We start from the raw sequence: 18,655 nt of genomic DNA on the forward strand, positions 1-18,655 counted from the left end.
TTTATCGTCATTAATTAATCTATTTCATTTTCCGATAGATGCCCAGTGTGTTATTTACCTTGGCGTCAATCACTCGGTAGTTGACGAAACCATTGGCCGATTCAGGTTCCAGCAATACGGTCACAAGGGTAGCCAAAGGTTGGGACATGGAAATACGATAGCTGCCGGCCGGAAGGGTAATCGCACGTGTCTCGGTGCTTGTTTTTACGTTCAAAGGTAAAATACCGGCTACCAGGTCATGGCTTTCCAAAGCAGTTGTCACGGTATAGCACTCCAAATCAATCGTTTGTGGAGCTTCCAACCGTTCCAGTTCCACACCAAAATTCTGCAATATTTCGACAGCGCGACTTTGGTCTGCATCCAAATAATAGTCAACAGGACGTTCACGGGTAAGCACGACTTCCGATTCAGGAGCAATACGAGCCTCAACGGGGACAGTCACCTTTTTGCAGGCAAGCATATCTATGAAAGTCAACGGATAATCAGAAGCAGCTTTCGAACGGAAAGTCACCGCAATATCACCATTATAATGATCGGCTTCATCTACGGCTCTCCGTATACGGTCGGCGTGCTCAAAAGTGGTATGTGCAAAAGACTCGGCCAACTTATAAGTAGTATAAACCCTCCGCTTGTAGGAAGTGCGACCCAAACCGACCCCACGTACTTCCATCAACATGGAAATAGCTCCGCGCAATGCCATGATATTAGTTGACGAACGAGGGGAAGAACCGCCGAGATTAAAGATAATATCCCCCCGATTACTTTTTGTCGTAAAATAAGTATGATGTACCAGTCCTTCCGCATCTGCCATACGACTAGCTTCGGGCACATACAATTCATCGACAGCAGAACGCAATGCAGGAGATACATTCGGGTTGCTGCTCCACAAAAACATGAAATCATTGGGATTAGTGACCAGCAATCCGTTAGTCACTTCTTCGTAAGAAGCCCGGAGAGGTTTGTATTCGTGGAAGTCGATAAACAGATGAGGTTTCACTGTCAAGGCAACCCGTTGCAAGGTACGCGCTTCGGGAGTAGACAGGAGCGTCTGGTCACGATTCAGGTCTATGCCGTTCGCAGTTACGCGTTCACCTTGTTCACTTCCGTCGATATTAACCGAAGGGATTATATAAAAATCCATTTTGTCAAGCAAAGCAGCCAATTGCGGGTCACGGGTAAGTTGCTTCATAAAATAAAGCAATCCTTCCGTGCCGGCAGGCTCGTTGCCATGTACACAACCCGTATAAAGCACCCGTAACTTATCATTTCCACCATTGCTGACCTTTATCATCGGGATGTCACGTCCACGCTGGGTGCGGCCTACTATCTGAAGGTTTATCAATTCGGGGTAAGCCGTAGCCAAATCGTGGAGGAAAGTCATCAATTCACGATAAGTCGTAAAACCGTGCTTCTTTGCAAAAGCAGGTGTATCAATGTCAACCTGCGGATTCGGAAAGAACTTGGCTGTCACCTTTCCAGTCTGTTGAGCATAGAATGGAAGTCCGGACAACAAGAGACAGAGTATGATTAAAATTCGTTTCATAGCATTATCAGAATTTGAATTGGAATAATAAATTGCCTATCCACTCATTACCATTGTATGTGTGTGCACTATCAGGAGTACGGTTTTCACCGTTGCTGCGAGCCAGTCCGACGGTCAGTTGTATCTTGGCGGCATAATTGCGCGTCAGATATTTGGATACACTCAGGTCATAGAAGTTGTGTCGGTTGAAATACAGATTGTTATTCATATATGAATAGGTGTCCGGTTTCAGATATGTATAACGCAGGTCGAAACTCCAAAGGCTGCGAAGCATATATCCTGCCTGAAGATTAAATCCTTGCCCAAGCATCATTCTATTCTTAATATAAGCGTCCACATTCTGTTCTCCGTTCACTTCAAAAGTGGTGGCGGTGGTGCCGTTTTCCCTAACCCGCTTCGTGATAGAAGAAGGAACATAGCCCCATGTTTTGGCATATTCGCCCAGCATGGAAAATCCACGGTACTTAAAGGCAAAGTCAGCCACAAATTTGGCATAATCGGGAAGTTCGATTTCATCACGGTCGTTCATATAAAGATAATCCCCGTTACTGCGGCCGCCACGACGGTCGGATGTACCGTCCGAATAGCTGTAAGCAACGCCGACACACAATTTCGGAGTCAGTTCGTAGGCCATATCCCCTTCCCTGCTTCCGCCCATTGAACGGAAAGCTCCCATAGGAAGGTAGTTCAGTCGTCCACCATACTTCAATCCACCATAACGTTTGCCTTGCGAAATCGGGCCGGCTCCGTCGGTTATGGCAATCGAGGGGCGCAAAAGTCCCTGGCTACCTACTCTGAAAGAGCTTTCGGCAAAGACACCCACCTCACGAATCGTACTGAATGCAGAGGTTATTTTACTACGTTCGGCGAATTGCAGAGTATGTGAACTCATTTGTAATTCGTAGTTGTCCGTAGGAGTAGAACGTTGCCCGAATGAAAGGACAAATTTAGAACCCCAGGGACGATAAGCTGCATAGGCATCCATAAGTAACGAACCGGAATCGTCGTCCGTTTCACTACCTTTCACCAAGTCGAGTCCCAAACGGAAACGCAGTTTATCGTGATATACACTTCCGTCAAAACGTACGCGGGCACGTCTTACGCGAAAGCGGTTGTACATCTTGTCTACATCTTCAAAGCGGCGGCTTTCTACTGAAGTCTGCACCATTCCGCTGATGACCAGTCTGTTTCCACCTTGTGTTGTCAGCCGTATACCGTCTCCCATCTTATACCGATGGAGAGCCACTTTCGTACTGATATCGGACACACTTTCATCGCTGGCTTCCACTGTCTCGGCATCATCACTACCTTCGTCTGTCTGTGCCATTGCCGGAAGAAGCAAAAATAGTCCTATCAGGAATAATAGATATTTTTTCATTCCAATGTCGTTTTAGTATTACATTTCAAAGTTCCCCTTACGTATTACACTACCTTCGTGCATCATTTCCGCACCACGGGCATAGACTCCTTGCAATTTCCAGGTATCGTCAAACAGAGTAATGTCTGCGTCCCATCCCTCTTTGATTTCGCCTTTTCCTTTCAATTTCATTGTGCGGGCAGGATTGGTAGTAATTAGCCGGAAAGCATCTGAAGGCGCAATTCCGCCATCTACAATCAGGCGAATTACTTGTTCCAGATTCCGGTGTAGTGGAGCTACCGTATAGCTATCGGCACCTGTCACCGGGTCTTTCCGGCGAACTCCGGCATTGCCGTCTGACGAGAAAGTCATCTGTTCAATGGATACTCCGGCATTCAATCCTTCGAGTACGCTTTCATAGGGTTCACAGTATTTGGTTCCACCTGTGGAAATATCAATCATTCCCCCCATGCGGGCAAATTCAATTCCTTGCAGAAATAAGTCGTGTGTACGTCCCATGTGGGTGGGAGAAATGTAGCTAATTAATGAAGGATATTCCCGGGCTATTTCAAGAAGGACATCAATTCCGCCGGGCAAGGCTCCCAAATGAACGTGCATCACTCCGCCTTTGGCAGATGTAAAACCACCCAGGCGTACTTGCTGGATGATACGCATCAGTTCACTTTTGGTGGGATAGGAACTACGGTCATCGCTTATGGCGATTTTACAGCCTATTACTTTATCTATGAATATCAAATCATTGGCAATGCAGTCTGTCAATGTAGGAGTAGGCAGACCGTAATAGCCGGTGAGCATATAGGCTGAGATACCGTCCATGCACAATGCCTTGGTCTTGGCATACAATGCCGGTAATTGTTTCACAAAACCGTCGGTTCCTAACAGTCCGACTACCGTAGTCGTTCCACAAGCCAACAAACGACTCAGCGGAACTTCGGGAGCCAGGGAGAAGTACCCGGTCTGACCGCCACCGCCAATGATATGCACATGCTGGTCGATACAACCGGGAGCTGCATTCATGCCCGCTCCGTCAATCACTTCTACTTCAAGTCCCCGAATATCAATATGGGGCGCGATGCAAGCAATCTTTTCACCACAAATCAGTATGTCATTCATCCCCCTGTCTTCAGGAGCATAAAGATGTATATTTTGAATCAGTTTGAACATTATAGTCTGTATTACTTGTTAGATAAAGAAATGAATTACCATCATGGCAATCAATGTAATCGCCATTGGAATTATATTGCGTTTCGCCAAATCAGCAGCCGACACACCGGCAATCTCTGAAATAGCAATAATTACACCAGCAATAGGTGACGCTGCCCGTCCCATACTGGATGCCAGTTGCATAGGCAATATCATATCTACCGGAGCCATCCCTACCTTGGCAGCAATGGAAGGAACCAACGGACCAAACGAGAAGAAAGAAGCATTACCACTTCCCATCAGGATAGCAGCCAGGAACAGAATCAGGACGATAACGATAGAAACCAAAACTCCTGAGAAGCCCAAGCTTGTACATCCTTCCACCAAAGCATCAATAAAGCCGAGGCTGATTAAGCCTTTGGAGAAGATTTCTGCGGCTACAATCAAGGTTACTACATTGGTAAATACCTTTCCCATACCTTCCCAGAATGACTTGACAGTCGCAAATACAGCTTTAAAGGAGCGTAGTCTTATCAACTCGAACAGCATGGAGACTGCCAAAGATACAAACATTGCCGTAGTAGTATCCAACTCAATCGGTGGGTCAAACAAATGCACATACTTCGAGAAGATTATTAATAAAAACAACGGCAACACGGGCAGAATGGCATAAATCAATGGAATATCTACCTTGAAATCTTTCGTATCTACCATCTCAGGTTGTGAACGTCCTGATTGGCGATCCTTGCGGTCAAAATAACGATTAGTGAGATAATAAACAATCATTAGCAAAATAGTAAGCGGAATAGCCAGCGGGAGCTGGTGTTCTACAAAATAGAGCATATTATTTTGACCGACAAGTTCCGCCGCACGGGCTGTATTAGCCGAACCTGGCCCCATATCAAAAATAGTACAGGCCGAAATGACTGAAACCGCCGTCAGACGACTCACTCCCAAGCCTACCAAAATAGGGAAAATCGAAGCAACCAGCAGCAATCCGAGTCCCGTCGCACTCGGTGTACAAATGAAAAGCATTTGTCCGATAGGAATCACGATGGAAGCTGCGATATAAGGAAACTTCTTGAAGATTGCCAACGGCTGCATAGATACATAAACCAACGCATCACTAGCCTTTATCTTTTTCATATAAGCCACGTAACCGCCGATAGTCATAATCATCAGACCGACACGAAGCATATTAGATGAGAACGTTTCTTTTATAATCCGGAAAAGGTCAAAGACGGCTGTACCTGTCGATTCGGTAAGGCTCATCGAATGCATGCCAAGCAGCATGCTGAGAGTCAACATCAAGATACCAGCCACCATCAATACGCCTTGCGGATTATTCTTTTTCATCAGCCAATAGGCCACCAATACAATTACCTGTAAGGAAATAAATGCACCAATATATATCATCATAGTATTCTTTATTAGTAATTATTCAGCTTCTACGCCTTTATTCTTAGTAGTGGTCAAATTATTAAATATTTCCGCCGGAATCTTGAAATTTGCACCAGGATTACCGCTTAAATCGAGATCCTTTAATTTTGTAAGATTTGCAACGTTGATCTCTGCCAATTTATTATTCTTCAGATTAAGAGTTTCTAAATTAGATGAATGTGAAAGGTTAATGGTCGATAACGTACCATATCCGCTTTTCGTACTACCATTACAATTCAGAATACGCAATTTGGGATTACCGCTCAAATCCAAAGAACTTACACCTGCCGTATTTACTTGCAGCACTTCCAAATTCTCCAATCCGGTAATCGGAAGCGACTCGGTAAACTTATTTGAGGTAGCAGTAAATTCCACCAATGCAGTAAAGAATTGCAGGCCATCTACAGAACCTATCGGATCTGCGGCCGTTTCAAGCTGTGATGTAGTAAGTTCAGTGATAGCGCTGGCTGTTTTTGCTACATTTAATGTTGTTACAGTAGCCGCAATATTCTTATTAAGTTGATATTCAGCACCTTCTTTCACCACAAGACCTTCCGGTAACTTATTAGAAGCATTCTCATTGGACGAAAGATAATAAAGATATTCTCCGAAAGCCTTATCAGAAATCGTGTATGGTTCATCCTCTTCCTCACCTCCACCTTCTGATTCGGCAACCACTCCTTCTTTAAGAGTCAACTGCTCTATTAAATCATCCGGAATAGCAAAAGGAGCAGCCGGATTATTACTTAAATCAAGTTCCTTTAGTGCCGAATAGTTTTCAGGAAGGATAAAACCACCCTCCTGCAAATTCTGATTCTTCAAATAAATATGCTCTATCACATTACAATTTGCAAAACTGATGGTCGAAAGTTTAGTAGACGCAGCGGCTGAAGCGGTTCCACCATAACGAAAACGAACCAGCTTAGTGTTCTGTGACAAGTCCAATGATGCAATGACATTGTTATTCATCTCCACAGTTTCAAGCTCTGTCAAAGCGGTCAACGCCATTCGCTCAATCAAATTGGAAGTAATCTTCAATGTCTTTAGAGCGGTAAAGAACTGCAAACCGTCCATATCTACAATTTTCACGGCAGCAGTAGCCAATCCCGCACTCTCCAACTTAGAAACCTGTGCGTCGTTTTTCACCAAATAGAGGTTTTCAACTGTAGCGGCCTTCTTTGTGTTCAGATAGAATTTACCATCTTCCGCAACAGCCGTTTCATAAGGAAGCTTATTTTCATCTGTACGGCTACAGTTATAAACAAGGTATTCCCCCAGCGCACGATCTTTAATTTCATAAAGGTCTTGTTCACCATTTCCTTGTATATCTTCCACATCATTTGTTGTGCAAGACGAAAGTCCTCCAAGCAATAATGCCATGCAAAATATTGCAGTAGTCATCGGTTTGTTCATTCGCATCATAATTTCAAAAGTATTGGTTTTGAGCGTAAAAGTAACATTAACGAGTAAACGAAAAGATTAATACAGACCTTAACAAAAGATTAATATTACAAATAAAGCGTCTTTTTTTGCATTTTCTTCTTTCTATTGATGAATATAATTCTAAAAAGGGAAAAAACCTCCTTTTGTTGCCCGAATTATTATCTACCTTTGCAACGATTACTACATCAAGAAAAGAAGATGGAAACATCCAGCAAAAAAAGAATTGTCATTCTGTCGGCCATCGGTATCCTGTTTACCAGCCTCATCTGCCTTTACGGATTCCGCAATGTCATTTTACGTAATATAGTTAATAAACGCACCGCCCGTATCGAACAAACTCACGGCTTGCGACTTCACTATCAGCAACTGCAAATGAAAGGATGCAACGAGATTGCCTTGCAAGGACTTTCTGCCGTACCCGAGCAGCGCGACACTCTCCTAAAATTGCAATCCGTCAACGTAAAACTAAACTTTTGGAAATTACTCAAAGGAAATATCGAAGTACGCAACGTTCGCATGGATGGTCTGGCAATCAACTTTATCAAGCGCGACACAATAGCCAACTACGACTTCCTTTTTCTAAAACGACAGCAACAAGCAGAACCGGAACCAGTCATAGAAAGCAACTATGCCAGCCGCATTGACCGGATATTAAACCTGATTTACGGTTTCCTGCCCGAAAACGGCCAACTTATCAACCTTGATATAACCGAACGCAAAGATAGTAATTTTGTTGCAGTACATATCCCGTCTTTCGTTATTGAGAAGAATCGTTTTCAATCAGCGATTAAAATTCAAGAAGATGCGCTCTCACAACAACGATGGCAAGCGACAGGAGAACTGAACAGGAAAGTGCATACATTAAAAGCAACTCTCTTTGCCCCGGAGAAAAAGAAAGTATCACTACCTTATATTACCCGCCGTTTTGGAGCAGAAGTCACTTTCGACACCCTGTCTTATAGCATGACCAAAGAGAAACGTGCCGATAACCAACTATTTCTTAATGGAAAAGCCAAAGTAAACGGATTGGATGTTTATCACAAAGCCCTCTCTCCCGAAGTGATCCATCTTGACCGTGGACAACTTAGCTATCAAATGAATGTGAGTAACCATGCTTTCGAACTGGACAGCACTACCACCGTCGCATTCAACAAACTCCAGTTTCATCCTTACTTACGTGCCGAAAAAGAAAAAGGGAACTGGCATTTCACCGCAGCCGTCGATAAGCCATGGTTTCCGGCAGATAACCTGTTCAGTTCCTTACCCAAAGGATTATTCAATAACCTGGAAGGCATGAAAACCAGCGGCGAATTAGCTTATCACTTCTTGCTGGATATTGATTTTGCCCAACTGGACAGCCTTAAACTAGAATCGGAACTAAAAGAGAAGAATTTCCGGATTATAGAATTCGGCACTACGCCGCTTTCCAAAATGTCAGGTGAATTTATATATACGGCTTATGAAAACGGAATACCGGTACGCACTTTCCCTATCGGACCTTCCTGGGAACATTTCACTCCTTTGGACAGCATTTCACCTATTCTGCGAATGTCCGTAATGCAAAGCGAAGACGGAGCTTTCTTTTATCATCATGGCTTTCTGCCCGATGCCTTACGCGAAGCGTTGATTTATGATTTGCAAGTAAAACGCTTTGCCCGTGGTGGAAGTACGATTACAATGCAGCTAGTGAAGAATGTATTCCTGAACAGAAATAAGAATTTTGCCCGCAAACTGGAAGAAGCACTTATCGTATGGCTTATAGAAAGCCAAAGACTGACTTCAAAAGAACGGATGTACGAAGTATATCTGAATATTGCCGAATGGGGACCACTTATCTACGGCATCCGGGAAGCTTCCGCTTTTTACTTCAATAAGCGTCCTTCACAACTAAGCACCCAAGAAAGTATCTTCCTTGCTTCCATCATTCCCAAGCCAAAGCATTTCCGCAGTTCCTTCACCGAAGACGGACAACTGAAAGAGACTATGGAAGGCTACTATAAACTGATTGCCGGACGTCTCGCACAGAAAGGGCTGATAAATGAAATCGAGGCGGATAGTATCCGCCCCGATATCCAAGTTACGGGCGATGCCCGGAATAGTCTAGCCGGCGAAAAGCCGGAGTCTAGTTCTCCTACCGCTGAGGAGCAATGATAATGATATTAATAATAAAGGAATAGGTTATCTTCTTGAACCGTTACTTCTTTCTGATGAACGGGAAGAGCTTGTGTTACTGCTTCTCGTACTTCCTGAAGAAGAACGTTTTTCTGTTTGTCCGCTGGAAACATTACTCCGGCTGGAGCTACTATTGCTTCGGGCAGAACTTGAACTACTGCTGCTTCGAGCAGAACCGGAATTACTATTCCCCCGGCTGGAACTGGTGCTACTGCTGCTACGGCTGGAACTACCGGTTCCCCGACTGGAAGAACTATTGGTTCTTTCGGAACTGCTGTTTCTACTAGAGGAACTACTTTCACTTCGTCTGCTTGAGCTTCCCGTTGAACTACTATTTGTACGTCCGCTTTCACGATTGGAACTTGAAGTAGTCGAGCTTCCACTTGTTGGTCTACGACTTGAGCCAGATGAGCTTGAATTCGTTTCCGGTCGACGATAAGAACTTCCCTCGCCTCTGTTATTGTTTCTATCAGGCTTAACCTCTTTATTCGGTTTTTCATTTCCGGTCGGAGTCGACGGTCTGGTAGAAGTTGATGGTCTATGTTCTGTTCCGGGACGAGAACCTGTTGACGTTCCGGGACGTGAAGAATTGCCAGGACGCGATGAGGAACCAGGACGTTCCGATGTCCCGGGACGTGTCGTTGTTCCAGGTCGGGTTGACGTGCCCGGACGAGTAGTAGTCGATGAACCCGGACGGGAAGAATTTCCCGGGCGTACAGCAACTCCCGGACGGGTAGGCGCATTATGCGGACGATTGGAAGAATTCGGACGGAAATGAACCGACCCAAAATCCGAACGGCGATAAGAGTGATATACTCTCTCATCCCTCACCCGATGCGGCGTGGAATAATGGTGGAAATTATTATACCGCCCCCGATAATAACTTGTATGATGGATATACGGGCGATAATGTGCTCCACAATAAGTACGATAATGATAAGGTACTCCGAAATAGAACAAGCTACGATTCGGATAATTGACATAAACACGGAAATTCCATCTTCCTCCGGTTACGTATATCGGCCGATAGAAATAATCAGCTCCCATAAACCGGCGATACTGTACATCACTCAATACCCAACGAAGATCATCATTACGAATATCCAATGCTTCATAGTAATCATCCAATGCCCATTCATAACCACGTGCCACATAATCCATTATATTACGGACAGAATAAATAAAGTCGTAATTAATCTCATATGCATCATTATATTGTTGAGTGCTCAGACTCATCTCATATGCCATCTTATCCGTAAGAAAACGTGTTTCCTTACGCACTTTGCTGGTACTCATTCCAGCCATCACGGTCATACTGGCACCCAGACCGACAGCAAAGAGTAAAAACAGTATTCGCTTCATAATTCAACCTCCTATCATTTATTATTCTGATGATACTCCTTAATAAACTTACGCACCTCATCTTTATATATATTAGTGAATAAGATATCAATCACCTTATTAAAATTCTGCTTATCCCTGACATACGGATACAACATCTTCATCACATCCACTTGATCGGGAGTATAAGAAAATTCTTTTACTATTGCCACACATTGAGTTGAAGTTACATCATGGTTTCCCAGCATACCGTTAATCAACTTCTTTTGGTCATCACTCATAATCGTGAATTTCAACTTATCAATAAAGTTTTCAAACTCCTTATCAGTCATTAACCGTATTTCCTTAACCGGTTCATTGCCGGGAAAGACCTGAACGGTATTGTTGACAGGCGGGGGGACAACAACCGGATGCGGTGAAGGTCTGCCATAACCTCCGAATGTATCCATGCTTAACACTTCACCATTGGAAAATTGGACGATAATCGTCATCGGTTCTTCAGTCAAGACAGGCGTTCCGCTATTACGACGAAATTCCCACTCTTCCATATCCCCGTCAAAGCGCCGGTAGTCGGGTTTACCTAAAATTGCTTCTACCTCCCGTTGAGACATTCCCTGATGTATGTTCATCACTTGTTTGGTGGATACGTAGCTCGTAAAACAACTACTGACCAGTAGCCCTACTGCCAAACACAGGATAATATGTATCTTTTTCATAACTGTATCGTTTTAGTTAGTTAACCAATATCAACGTCTTCCGTAATTCTGCACAAACTCATTCATTTCATCCTTATTGGAAGAGAATGTCAACGTAGCAATGACTGTAAAAAAAGCCTCTTTGTCAACAATCCGGGGATACATCATCTTCATAATCTCCATCCGGTCATCATCAAAGGTATAAAGTTTCGTCAATTGAAGACATTGGCCTGAAGTGAAATCCGAACTTGCCAAAGCTGTATTAATCAACGTCATGCGATCATCTTTGAAAGGCACTTTCTTCACACTATTAAGGAATGTATTAAAGAGTTGACTATTCATCACTCTATCATATTGATCATAATTCGGGCGATGTCCACCGTGTCCCGGACGTCCGGGTCTGTTGTCCGGCCGTATCTCGTCGCGTCCATCCACCACAATTTCCGTTACTCCGTTCCCGTTGAAATAAACGCGTTCGTTGTACAATCTCTCCCCTTTCCATACTCGTTCTCCCGGACGGGAAAAGCGGGTAGAATACACTTCAACGGTATAATATCCTGATTTCAAATTAGCCACGAAGCAAGTGGTAGTCGGCATACATATCTGATTTCCGCCAAAGTAAACAAGAATCGGAGTGTTTCCGCCGTCGATACGGATTCCGCTGATAGATTGTGCCTTTAAGGAAAGAGCAGCGAGCAGGATACAGAAACTTATTATTATCTTACGCATAGCATATCTAGTTTTTATTATTAATATCTTTAATCTTATACCACAAAAATAGGGTGAGGAAACTCCCCACCCCAATGATTCTCTCTATTCATATGTAGGGATTTCCCTATTCTGTTTAGGATTCCGCCAAAGTGATGCCATCCTCATGCAGGGAAATCAAACGTTTCCTATACAAGTCGCCCACCCCCTTCTTGAAGGTTTTCTTACTCACACCGAACGTATCATAAATATCTTCCGCCGGACTTTTATCATTCAAGCTGATTCGTCCCCCCTGCTCCCTGATATAATCCAGCAATGTTTTCGCGAAATCATCAATCTTCTCGAAACCCGGTTTCTGAAGCATCAAGTCTACCTTGCCATCTTCACGCACCTGTTTCACAAAAGCCTTCATCTCTATCCCAGTCTCCAGTGGACTGAATATTTCATTCTCATACAATAAGCCGCTATACTTATTATCTATGATAGCCTTAAAGCCCAAGTCTGTTTTCTGCCAGATAAGGATATTCACTTCGTCACCCGAAGCATACTCCGGTTTGTCTTTCGACAGATAACGTTCCACCTTTGCCGAAGCCACAATGCGATAACTTTCTTCGTCCAGGTGCGCATGAACCACGTATTTACGCCCCACCTGCATCTTCATCTTCTGTTCCCTGAACGGAACAAACAAGTCCTTCATCAGTCCCCAGTTCAGAAAAGCCCCGTATTCATTTACCCACGATACTTCGAGACAAGCAAACTGACCGACCTGCACATACGGAGTCAACGTCGTCGCTATCAACCTTTCATCCATATCCAGGTAAAGAAACACATTCAAAAAATCTCCGATATTACAATCCTCAGGCACATAGCGGGTGGGCAACAAAATCTCACCTTCCTCTCCACCATCAAGATACATGCCGAAGTCTACTTCCTTCACAACTTCAAGCTGATTGAACCTTCCTAATTCGATGCTCATATTTTTATTTTACTCTATTTTATTATTTACTAAATACAAAGATAGTTTATTTTGAACAGAACTTTCTATCAACCTGCTATAACTTTTCGTTATCAGCCAAAACTATTTGCTATGAACAATCAGGACTGTAATATGTTATCTTTGTAGCGGCAAAAAGAAAGAAAAAGAAGTTATTCACCTTTAAATATATTAAGCTTTATGGAATTTTTAACCAACGAGAAACTTACGATTGTAGGAGCTGCCGGAATGATCGGCTCCAATATGGCGCAAACAGCCATGATGATGAAACTTACTCCGAATATTTGCCTGTATGATCCGTTCGCTCCTGCTTTGGAAGGAGTGGCAGAAGAATTGTATCACTGCGGCTTTGAAGGCGTCAATCTTACTTATACATCGGACATTAAGGAAGCATTGACCGGAGCAGCCTATATCGTATCTTCCGGTGGAGCAGCCCGCAAAGCAGGTATGACTCGTGAAGATTTGCTGAAAGGAAATGCAGAAATCGCCGCCCAGTTTGGTAAAGACGTCCGCCAATATTGTCCGAATGTAAAACATATCGTTGTCATCTTTAATCCGGCGGATATCACCGGACTGATTACCTTATTATATTCAGGCTTGAAACCTTCACAGGTTTCTACACTCGCCGCTTTGGATAGCACCCGCCTGCAAAACGAATTAGTGAAATACTTCCATATCCCCGCTTCCGACATTCAGAACTGCCGTACCTACGGCGGCCATGGCGAGCAAATGGCTGTATTCGCATCTACCACCAAAATAAAAGGAGAACCATTGACCGATTTCATCGGTACTACCCGTCTCCCGCTGGCCGAATGGGAAGCACTGAAAGTACGTGTTATCCAGGGTGGAAAGCACATCATCGACCTTCGCGGACGTTCTTCTTTCCAAAGTCCGGCTTATCTTTCTATCGAAATGATTGCCGCCGCCATGGGTGGACAACCTTTCCGCTGGCCTGCCGGAACTTATGTTTCCAACGGCAAATTTGACCATATCATGATGGCAATGGAAACTTCAATTACTAAAGATGGCGTTACCTATAAGGAAGTAGCCGGAACTCCTGCCGAACAAGCGGAACTGGAAAAGAGCTACGAACATCTATGCAAACTTCGTGACGAAGTGATCGAAATGGGAATTATCCCTGCCATCAAAGACTGGCACGCATTAAATCCCAATATCAATTAAACAAACAGTATTAGCAGAAAGCCGGAACTCAACGATAATTCGCTTATCGGAGTTCCGGCATTTTTTATTCTACCGCAAAAAGATATGAAAAAGAAAATCTGAATTATCAATATTCGTAATGATAACAGGTATTCTTCACTTCAACATGATAAATAGCAGTTCCATATCCCATCCAGATACCAAGTCCACCATTTATATTACCAGGCAAATTAGTCGTATTGGGAAATACCGGGTTAGTACTATTGATTACTTCATTTTCATATTGGCTCCAAAAGCGAAAGCCTTCTTCTGTGATTTGGGAGAAACAAATTCCCACTTTCTCACCGGGAATAAAGAAAGGAGTATACTTGTTGAGTTCCGTATGCCTGAATCCTCTGTAAACCTCAGTCTTCGCAACCGGTGGCACTAATATTTCATCAGAGAATGTCCCCATAAAAGCATTGTAATAATCATTATCTTTCTCTTCTACCCGGGTAAAAATCTTATAATAGTTGGCTTCACCAGCCGGATCTTTAAAATATGCAGTAGCCTGATAAAGAGTATCACACCCTTCAGTTGGCTGTAAACGTATACTATCCAGCAAAACCGGTTTGGGGATGGTGGTACGTGCCGTTATTTCTTTTCCCCGGTATATGACGGTCAATGTGTACACCTTGCCTACTTCTCCCCGTATCTGCGAACCTGTATAGACAAAATAAGGCAACCTGCCCTTATCCATTCTTCCCACCAGGATTTCTGTCTGGTCACCATCGCTTACAGTAACTTTAGCGCTCGTCACAGGCAGTTTAGAAACTGCTATACTATCCCATGTACTATTCAAAATCTTACTTTGAGAAAGGTAAACCTTGGCGAATCCATCCGCTTCAATACCACCTTCCACTACTACCTCCGATTCATAGTCACTATCAAAATCCCAGTCCGGGTCGCATGATACTAAAGCCACAACCAAAACAACTACCCAACTATATAAAAGTGCTTTCATCATCTTCAAAATTTAAATATATAACTGACTGAAGGCAACAGGCTATAAAGCGACATATTCTTTTTCTTGATAAGCAAACCAGCGTTATCTTTTGATGGCTTTACGTCCACTTGCACAAAAACCGGATTATGTCTCATGTAGGCATTGTAAAGCGACAGATTTATACAACTGTTTTTCTTATGCCCCAACCAATAATTCACCGATAAGTCCATTCTGTGATAAGACGGCATACGACTACTGTTATACTCGTCATATACACAAACCGCATTCTCACCTATCATATACATAGCCCTTGGATACGTCACTGCATTACCCGAAGCATACACAAATGTCATGGCAAAATCCCAATGGTCATCCAGCGTATAATGAACCATTGCATTCACATTATGTCTCCGGTCATATTTGGCCGGAAACGTATTTCCCTCTCTCAATTCCGGGAATTGACGGTCAGCCCAAGCAAGCGTATACCCAATCCATCCGTTCCAGCGCCCTCTACTTTTCTTCAACATCAGTTCCACGCCATAGTTACGTCCTTCTCCGGTCAGCACATGATCCTCAATCCGATATGTCTGGTTAAACATATCCAATAAGCCACCATTGAATATCGTTTGATGATAGAGTTTCCGATAGTAACCTTCCACCAGTAGTTCGTAATCCCCTCCCGGAAACGGTTGCAAAAAAGAGACATCCAACGAATGAACTTTTTGTCCTGATATATCTTTCGTCGAAGGCATCCAAAAGTCAATAGGTAATCCGGCACTCGATACGGTGATTTGATTCATATATTGCCTGTTCAACTGGTAAGAAAGGCTCAATATCCTATCCTCCGGCAGTTCATATTCCAAACGAATACGAGGTTCCGCTCCACCATTATAACAATCATTTTGCATCGCACCGCTATAACGCAACCCCATATCCATTGTCAGGTTTCCCCATTTTTTCTCTGCTTCGGCATACAAGACAAATTCTTCCATTTCGTATCTGCCGGGATTTCCGGCATTGATTCCTTCGAAGATATTCACCGACTCGGGGTATTGAGGCCGTAGTATATGGTGAATAAAAGTTCCGCCCGACTTTATTTTCCATGTTCCCAGACGCCAATCTGCATTTCCCATATATCCTACGTCCGTCAATCGTGAAGGCATAGTCATATTCAATGAATTTTGATTCGCTCGCAGATTAGTGCGATAATGCGTCATGTAGACTCTTTGTGTCAGAGACACTTTTTCGTTGCAGCGATGCTCCCACTTCAAAGAAGCAATAGCATTGAGCCACTGTATTTTGAAGTCCACTTGATATTGATGTTCCTTCAGTTTCAGCAAGTCATTGCCGACATAACTGTTCAGTACTATCTTGTTTTTAGAATCCGGCTTCCATACATAAGTAAGATTATAGTCCTGAAATCCATAACGAAGCCTTGTGTTATCTTCAAAACCACCTTCTATCAGAGAGATGACAGGATTCACATAGGTGACTCTTGCAGACAGATAAAGGGCACTGTTTGGTGTTACCGGTATTGCGCCCGTAATTCTTGATGCCAGTATGCCTACATTGCCGGACACGCTTGCCCGTTGCACAATCGAATCACGCGGAGTCATTTCCACTACAGCCGCCAGCCTTCCTCCCCGGTCTGCCGGCTGGTAAGACTTATTCAATGAAAAAGAAGAAAAATGATCGTTATTAAATATAGAGAAGAAACCAAGCAGATGTGAGGAATTGTACACAGGCACACCATCTATGCATATAAGATTATGCCCCGGTTCGCTTCCGTGCACATAAAGTCCACCGTTCAATTCTCCGGCAGTAGTCACCCCCGGTAATAGTTGAAAGGTTTTTATCGGGTCACTGTCCCCCAACATACGAGGCATGAAATTCACAGCATTCGGATCAAGTTTCCAATCGCCTTTTGCGCTACGTTGCAGCACAGGCACTTTCTTTGAAGCCACGACTTCTACCTCTTGAATCTTCCAGATTGAATCGGTTCGGATAGTATCATCGCTATGTGTCTCCGTTTGAGCACATACATTTGTGCCCATCAATCCCGCAAACAGTACTACAAGTATGTATCTTAGCACATTCAATTCGCCTAATCTATAAAAAGAAAGCCGAAGAAGAGAATAATCTCCCTTCTCCGGTCTCCCGCAATTTATTCACATTTATCTAATCGATACCCCATTCTTATTCAATGAATCCTTCAAAACTTCTAACTAATGCGTCGAAACTATCAGCCAAAGACTTGAATGGACCGGAAGCTGCGTCAAAATAATTGTCAAAGCTAATCAAAGACTCATCTCCAAACTTCAACAGAGGTTCTGAATCCCAATACTCACGTTTCCCTCCATACGAAGATGTATAATATATATAGGGTTGGAATACAAAAGTGGCAGATGATTCATCACTTCCACCGAATGCCAGGCTTCCGTTTAGATATTTATTATATACATTTGCAGTAGCCTGCGCAGCTTTCTGCGACTCACCCCACAATTCCGCTTCAGTATCATACAGGTCCTCAACTTCTTCCAGCTCACGAGCTAAATTCTTATAACTGCTACATTGTAAAGCAACAGTAGCCTCACCCATTATAACAGCTTCTATGCGAGCGTCATTAAAGCGGTTTGCTATGTTCTCATCCTTACCTTCATCCGCAGTCATATTGCTACCATTCAAATAGCCTTCACCCTTTACTACTTCCGTATCTTTTATAGTTATTGAATAACCAGCCTTTACAGCCTGAGGTCCCGCACTTACTGTTGCAGCTACCTTATAACCGCTAGCATCTATGTTAGCTGTGATATCCGCTTTTCTCGGAGCGTTACTTACATTTGCCGTAGCAATTTCAAAAGAAGTCAGTGTAGTTGAGCCCAACTTGATAGTAGCTGTAAGTTTTGCAGGAACTTTCACAGTAACACCATCGTAAGTGATATCTGTAGTATTGCCGGTAGCTGCAATTTTTATTTCAGCATCCTTGTTCTCATAGCCAAATTTAAATGTAAGTTCCGAAGTCGACTCTACATTATCCCAGTCATTATTCTGTTTATTATAGGTATAAATGCCATAATAATCACTGATCTGATATATTTCATTATCCATAGCAGCCAAAGAATACACCTTAGCCATATTTCCCTGAGAAGCAGCTACCAGGGAATGTACCATTTGCTGCATACTTTCTTTTTCCTGAATATCTAATGAACCTGCAATTTCCGAGAAATAATCCCCTACTCGTGCCAACTGTTTCTGATCGTCAGCATTTATCAAGCTAATCAGATTCTGACCTATTTCACTCAGTTTCTCTTTGCTTTGTTCGGCTGATAATACGCTTCCCCCTGTCGGGCCATCATTATTGTCGTCACCACACCCTGTGAATGTTACCATTGCCATCATCAGGCAAGGAATCAATAAATTCAATTTTCCAGTCATATTTTAATGCATTTAAAAATGTTATATTCACATATTTATGCCATCCCCACTACTCGCATATTTTGCATAGAATAGTTATAAACCTTAATGGTTCTGCAAAGTTGGGAATATTTTATTTCATAAAAAAATGATTAAAATAAAAAAAACGCCTAAATGGGTCGTATAGGCGCTTAAATTATAGAAAACAGTGATTATCATGTCAAAATTAACAAGTAAC

14 protein-coding genes are annotated in these 18,655 nt (G+C 43.1%); 2 read left to right on the forward strand and 12 right to left on the reverse strand.

All coding sequences use genetic code 11. The annotated features are described in order from the left end of the window. Positions 1-19 precede the first annotated feature (19 nt). From HC965_RS22280 to HC965_RS22300, 5 genes are read right to left on the reverse strand one after another with little or no spacing between them, the layout of a single operon-like run. Positions 20-1,543, reverse strand: coding sequence for a M14 family metallocarboxypeptidase (locus HC965_RS22280; protein WP_191033536.1), 1,524 nt, complete (start codon positions 1,541-1,543; stop codon positions 20-22). 7 nt (positions 1,544-1,550) lie between these two features. Next, positions 1,551-2,921: a porin gene (locus HC965_RS22285; RefSeq protein ID WP_191033537.1), complete on the reverse strand. Its 1,371-nt coding sequence runs from the start codon at positions 2,919-2,921 to the stop codon at positions 1,551-1,553. 18 nt (positions 2,922-2,939) lie between these two features. Further along, complete coding sequence (iadA, locus tag HC965_RS22290; RefSeq protein ID WP_191033538.1) at positions 2,940-4,085, reverse strand: beta-aspartyl-peptidase; 1,146 nt, start codon at positions 4,083-4,085, stop codon at positions 2,940-2,942. A gap of 18 nt (positions 4,086-4,103) precedes the next feature. Further along, positions 4,104-5,480 carry a C4-dicarboxylate transporter DcuC gene (gene dcuC / locus HC965_RS22295; RefSeq protein WP_191033604.1) on the reverse strand — a complete coding sequence of 459 codons (1,377 nt, stop codon included), beginning with the start codon at positions 5,478-5,480 and terminating at the stop codon, positions 4,104-4,106. Between the two features lie 21 nt (positions 5,481-5,501). Next, a complete protein-coding gene (locus HC965_RS22300; RefSeq protein WP_223854987.1) occupies positions 5,502-6,926 on the reverse strand; it encodes a leucine Rich Repeat in 1,425 nt (474 codons plus the stop codon). Positions 6,927-7,145: 219 nt separating this feature from the next. On the opposite strand from HC965_RS22300, the gene HC965_RS22305 reads away from it, so the two are divergent. Further along, positions 7,146-9,098 carry a biosynthetic peptidoglycan transglycosylase gene (locus HC965_RS22305; protein WP_191033539.1) on the forward strand — a complete coding sequence of 651 codons (1,953 nt, stop codon included), beginning with the start codon at positions 7,146-7,148 and terminating at the stop codon, positions 9,096-9,098. 27 nt (positions 9,099-9,125) lie between these two features. Here HC965_RS22305 and HC965_RS22310 read toward each other — a convergent pair whose 3' ends face one another. The 4 genes from HC965_RS22310 to HC965_RS22325 form a co-directional block, all read right to left on the reverse strand. Next, entirely contained in the window at positions 9,126-10,481 is a 1,356-nt protein-coding gene (locus HC965_RS22310) for a hypothetical protein (protein WP_191033540.1), read from the reverse strand. 14 nt (positions 10,482-10,495) lie between these two features. After that, positions 10,496-11,176: a DUF4476 domain-containing protein gene (locus tag HC965_RS22315; protein ID WP_191033541.1), complete on the reverse strand. Its 681-nt coding sequence runs from the start codon at positions 11,174-11,176 to the stop codon at positions 10,496-10,498. 30 nt (positions 11,177-11,206) lie between these two features. Beyond that, positions 11,207-11,884: a DUF4476 domain-containing protein gene (locus HC965_RS22320; RefSeq protein WP_191033542.1), complete on the reverse strand. Its 678-nt coding sequence runs from the start codon at positions 11,882-11,884 to the stop codon at positions 11,207-11,209. Between the two features lie 115 nt (positions 11,885-11,999). Then, positions 12,000-12,839 (reverse strand): S1 RNA-binding domain-containing protein, encoded by an 840-nt coding sequence (locus tag HC965_RS22325; protein ID WP_191033543.1) that lies wholly within the window; start codon positions 12,837-12,839, stop codon positions 12,000-12,002. A gap of 198 nt (positions 12,840-13,037) precedes the next feature. Here HC965_RS22325 and HC965_RS22330 point away from each other — a divergent pair, with 198 nt between their 5' ends. Next, entirely contained in the window at positions 13,038-14,039 is a 1,002-nt protein-coding gene (locus HC965_RS22330; protein WP_191033544.1) for a malate dehydrogenase, read from the forward strand. Positions 14,040-14,145: 106 nt separating this feature from the next. Here the strand turns inward: HC965_RS22330 and HC965_RS22335 are convergent, their stop codons facing one another. The 3 genes from HC965_RS22335 to HC965_RS22345 form a co-directional block, all read right to left on the reverse strand. After that, a complete protein-coding gene (locus tag HC965_RS22335) occupies positions 14,146-15,024 on the reverse strand; it encodes a DUF4249 family protein (protein WP_191033545.1) in 879 nt (292 codons plus the stop codon). A 2-nt stretch (positions 15,025-15,026) separates the two neighbouring features. Beyond that, the gene (locus HC965_RS22340) at positions 15,027-17,096 is read right to left on the reverse strand and encodes a TonB-dependent receptor (RefSeq protein WP_191033546.1); all 2,070 of its coding nucleotides are present in this window, start codon (positions 17,094-17,096) and stop codon (positions 15,027-15,029) included. Between the two features lie 103 nt (positions 17,097-17,199). Further along, positions 17,200-18,438 (reverse strand): hypothetical protein, encoded by a 1,239-nt coding sequence (locus HC965_RS22345; protein ID WP_191033547.1) that lies wholly within the window; start codon positions 18,436-18,438, stop codon positions 17,200-17,202. Positions 18,439-18,655: the final 217 nt, after the last annotated feature.

The organism is Bacteroides sp. GM023 (assembly GCF_014750685.1).
GTDB lineage: Bacteria > Bacteroidota > Bacteroidia > Bacteroidales > Bacteroidaceae > Bacteroides.

What these genes read in the sequence shown, in the direction of transcription:
- HC965_RS22280 (WP_191033536.1), bottom strand. Translation starts at nt 1,543, where the DNA reads ATGAAACGAATTTTAATCATACTCTGTCTCTTGTTGTCCGGACTTCCA.
- HC965_RS22285 (WP_191033537.1), bottom strand. Translation starts at nt 2,921, where the DNA reads ATGAAAAAATATCTATTATTCCTGATAGGACTATTTTTGCTTCTTCCG.
- iadA (WP_191033538.1), bottom strand. Translation starts at nt 4,085, where the DNA reads ATGTTCAAACTGATTCAAAATATACATCTTTATGCTCCTGAAGACAGG.
- dcuC (WP_191033604.1), bottom strand. Translation starts at nt 5,480, where the DNA reads ATGATATATATTGGTGCATTTATTTCCTTACAGGTAATTGTATTGGTG.
- HC965_RS22300 (WP_223854987.1), bottom strand. Translation starts at nt 6,926, where the DNA reads ATGATGCGAATGAACAAACCGATGACTACTGCAATATTTTGCATGGCA.
- HC965_RS22305 (WP_191033539.1), top strand. Translation starts at nt 7,146, where the DNA reads ATGGAAACATCCAGCAAAAAAAGAATTGTCATTCTGTCGGCCATCGGT.
- HC965_RS22310 (WP_191033540.1), bottom strand. Translation starts at nt 10,481, where the DNA reads ATGAAGCGAATACTGTTTTTACTCTTTGCTGTCGGTCTGGGTGCCAGT.
- HC965_RS22315 (WP_191033541.1), bottom strand. Translation starts at nt 11,176, where the DNA reads ATGAAAAAGATACATATTATCCTGTGTTTGGCAGTAGGGCTACTGGTC.
- HC965_RS22320 (WP_191033542.1), bottom strand. Translation starts at nt 11,884, where the DNA reads ATGCGTAAGATAATAATAAGTTTCTGTATCCTGCTCGCTGCTCTTTCC.
- HC965_RS22325 (WP_191033543.1), bottom strand. Translation starts at nt 12,839, where the DNA reads ATGAGCATCGAATTAGGAAGGTTCAATCAGCTTGAAGTTGTGAAGGAA.
- HC965_RS22330 (WP_191033544.1), top strand. Translation starts at nt 13,038, where the DNA reads ATGGAATTTTTAACCAACGAGAAACTTACGATTGTAGGAGCTGCCGGA.
- HC965_RS22335 (WP_191033545.1), bottom strand. Translation starts at nt 15,024, where the DNA reads ATGATGAAAGCACTTTTATATAGTTGGGTAGTTGTTTTGGTTGTGGCT.
- HC965_RS22345 (WP_191033547.1), bottom strand. Translation starts at nt 18,438, where the DNA reads ATGACTGGAAAATTGAATTTATTGATTCCTTGCCTGATGATGGCAATG.